Origin of the sequence: Ensifer sp. ENS02 (assembly GCF_014851885.1) — a bacterium.
Classification (GTDB): domain Bacteria; phylum Pseudomonadota; class Alphaproteobacteria; order Rhizobiales; family Rhizobiaceae; genus Ensifer; species Ensifer adhaerens.
This window is the reverse complement of the sequence record NZ_JACVAO010000047.1, coordinates 1-3,102: the sequence shown is the minus strand read 5'-3', so window position 1 is coordinate 3,102 and position 3,102 is coordinate 1. Positions and strand designations below refer to the sequence as shown.

The 3,102-nt window shown below is 60.6% G+C and carries 1 protein-coding gene and 1 pseudogene; both read right to left on the bottom strand.

Annotated elements, in window-relative coordinates; translation table 11 throughout:
• Window positions 1–797: pseudogene (locus IB262_RS35310) on the bottom strand (decarboxylase); the annotation flags it as partial.
• Window positions 798–989: 192 nt separating this feature from the next.
• Window positions 990–2,681, bottom strand: a complete 1,692-nt coding sequence (gene aspT, locus IB262_RS35305; RefSeq protein ID WP_192494567.1) for an aspartate-alanine antiporter — start codon at window positions 2,679–2,681, stop codon at window positions 990–992.
• Between the last annotated feature and the right edge of the window lie 421 nt (window positions 2,682–3,102).

Sequence of the window (3,102 nt, the reverse complement as noted above, 5' to 3'; positions counted from 1 at the left end):
TCCTCCACCGCGTAAAACACGCGCCGCACCGCATCCGCCGTCGGATCTCCGGCGATCTTTTCGACTTGCCGGTCGGAAAGCAGATAGACGTCGAGTTCGGGCCGGATGCGCTTCAAGCCGCGCGCCAAGCGCAACGCCGACATATCCGGTCCCTCGGTCTCTCCCAGGGGGTCAAGCACCGAGCGGAGCACTGGCGCGTCGTGACGCGAGCGGTACGGAAATCCTTCGGCCAGCACGACGGCAATGATATCGGGATTTAGAGCGGCCGCGCAAAAGGCATCCTCGAACGAACCCACCAGAACGGGCTCGTAGATGAAACCGTCCTCCGGTCGGCGTAGCCTGCGGATCTCGGCTGCGAAGGCATCCCACCGCGCGGCGGGCTGGCTGTTGACGTAAAGAACTTCGAAATAGGGGCGCCGCCCGCCTGCCTCGCCCGTTCCCGGTGGCATGATGTCAGTCACTTCGGTCGCCGCCATCTCTTCATGCACGTCCCACTCGCTCGGGCGGCCGCGATAGGAATGGGTGAGCAATCCGTTCGAGATGCGTCGGGCTAGCTTTGCAGCCCCGCCGGCGTCGTCCGTGGCGATGCGCTCGGCCAGCGCCGACAGCAATCGTCCCCCCGGATAGGCGTGGTACTCCTCGGCCGCCCTGACCGCGGCGATCGCCGCTTCCAGCGCTGCCCGCTCGCCACGCTTGGCGGCCCAGGCGTCTGCCAGCGTGGTGATTTCGCGCCAATTGTCTGCACGCCCCGAATGGATGAGCAGAAACTGATCAACATGTGCGGTCTTGTTCGGCATCACACGCTCCCGGTATTGTTCCGACTGGATTGAGGCAGAGATAATTCAGATGCAACCGGCACTCTACGTTCCATGCTTGATACGACCAGCAACGCATTGAGACCGGCTGCAGAAGGCTCCCGATGATGATGCAATCGGGAGACCACTATCCATTCGAGTGTCTTCTTTGATGCGCGACCATCCTGACCGGCTCTAAGTCATCATCATCACGAGCACCATGCCCCAGATCGTCAGCAAGGTGTTGCCGACGGCATAGGTCACGGTATAGCCGAGCCCGGGGATCTGGCTCTTGGCCCGATCGTTGATCATCCCCAGCGACGCGGTGGTCGTGCGCGCACCGGAGCAACACCCCAGGAGAATGGCTGGATGGAACCGGAACACATATTTCCCGACATACATGGCCAGCACCAGTGGCACGGTCGTTGCAAATATGCCCCAAAGGAACAGGCTGAAACCAAGCTGCTGCAAGCCGGCGACGAAACCCGGGCCCGAGGAAATGCCGACCACGGCGATGAAGACATTCAGACCGACCGAGTTCATGAACCAGACGGTCGAGGTCGGTATGCGCCCGAATTTCGGACGCACGGAGCGCAGCCAGCCGAAGAAAAGCCCGGAAATCAATGCGCCCCCGGACGTGGACAGGGTAAACGGCACATCGCCGACCTTGTAGACGAGCGCGCCAAGCAAGCCACCGATCGCGATCGCGGCGCCGATGAACGCGACGTCCGCGACGTCAGTCGGGCGGTCGGCCACACCGAGCGCTTTCGCGGCAGCCGAAGTATCCTGGGTCCGCCCGACGATCGTCAGGATGTCGCCGCGATGGATCTGCGTGTTTGGAAGGATGGGGATTTCAGTCGCCGTCGCGCCCCGAGCTATGCGCCGCAGGAAGACGCCACGAGAAGTCGGCCATTGCGCCAGGTCGGCCAGTGTCTTTCCGTCCGCTTCCTTGACAGTGACAAGGACGTCGACGCCCTCGATGGGCACCGCCAGCAGTTCTCGGTCGTCGACTTCTTCCGCAGTCTGACCGATCAGGCTCACCAGCACGTCGCGACGCCCGGCAACGGCAACGACGTCGCCGGCCTGAACCACCATATCCGCAGTCGCTTCCTCGATCTTCGCCCCTCGTCGGATACGCTCGATGAACACGCGCTGTTCGGGGATCAGCGCTTCGGCCTCACGTACCGTCTTGCCGACGACCGGGCCACCCTCGCGCACACGGTAGGCACGTAGCTCGTAATGGTGCCAGGCAGTTCCAGCACCGCCCGCTTCCTTTTTGCCGCCCTGCTCCGCCTCGTAGCGCTTGCACTCGGCCTCCAAGTCGATACCCAACAGCGCCGGACCGAAAAGGGCCAGCACGATAGCCGATCCCACCGTGCCGAAAATATAGGTAACGGCATAGGCGACCGGCATCGCATCCAGTAATCGCTTGGTTTCCTCAGGCGCAAGACCAAGACGATTGATTGCGTCCGTTCCCAAGCCCATTGATGCGGAGATGGTTTGCGATCCGGCATAGAGGCCCAGTGCGGAACCGACGTCGTAACCGGCTATTTTAGCCGCGACAAATGGCGCTCCGAGGCAAAAGACGCAGACCACGACCGCAAACAGCGCCTGCGGGATGCCATCCTTAGCAATGCCTCTCACGAACTGCGGACCGACGCCGTAACCGATCGCAAACAGGAACATCAGAAAGAACGTGGCCTTGAGAGGCGGCGAAATCGTGATTCCGATCTGTCCGATGATGACGGCAGCAACCAGCGTGGCCGTTACCGCGCCAAGGCCGAGGCCCTTATACGTGAACGACCCGAAGTAGTAACCAAGCGCCAATGAAAGAAATATTGCTATTTCCGGGTACGTTCGAAGCGTGTTTACGAACCAGTCGACCATGATGCCTTCCCCATTACTTCGCCGACGCGATCTGCCTCGGGTGTCTTCTCGGACGAATAGTAAGCGTGATGATGCTCAGCGCCCCTCACAGAATCAACATCATTAACGCAAATCACCGCAATGTAACTGTTACGTATCTTCCATTGCGCAACGCTTGGGCCATAATTCACGCCGAACTGAATATTGCAGATGTACTCATCCCGCTCGTTCTGCTGCCTTATGAAGGCAAAGGTTGAGTTGATTTTTGTCAAGGAATCACGGCCCCTTCGTGCCTGGAGGTCATTTATGGTCAGCAAGACGATCATCGCGCTCGGCAGCGCAATCGCGGTTTTGATAACAACACCCGTCACGGCGGTTCTTGCACAGCAGACGGCAGCCGCACCGGCTGCTCAGGAACAACAGACAGCACCCGAGCCGCTCA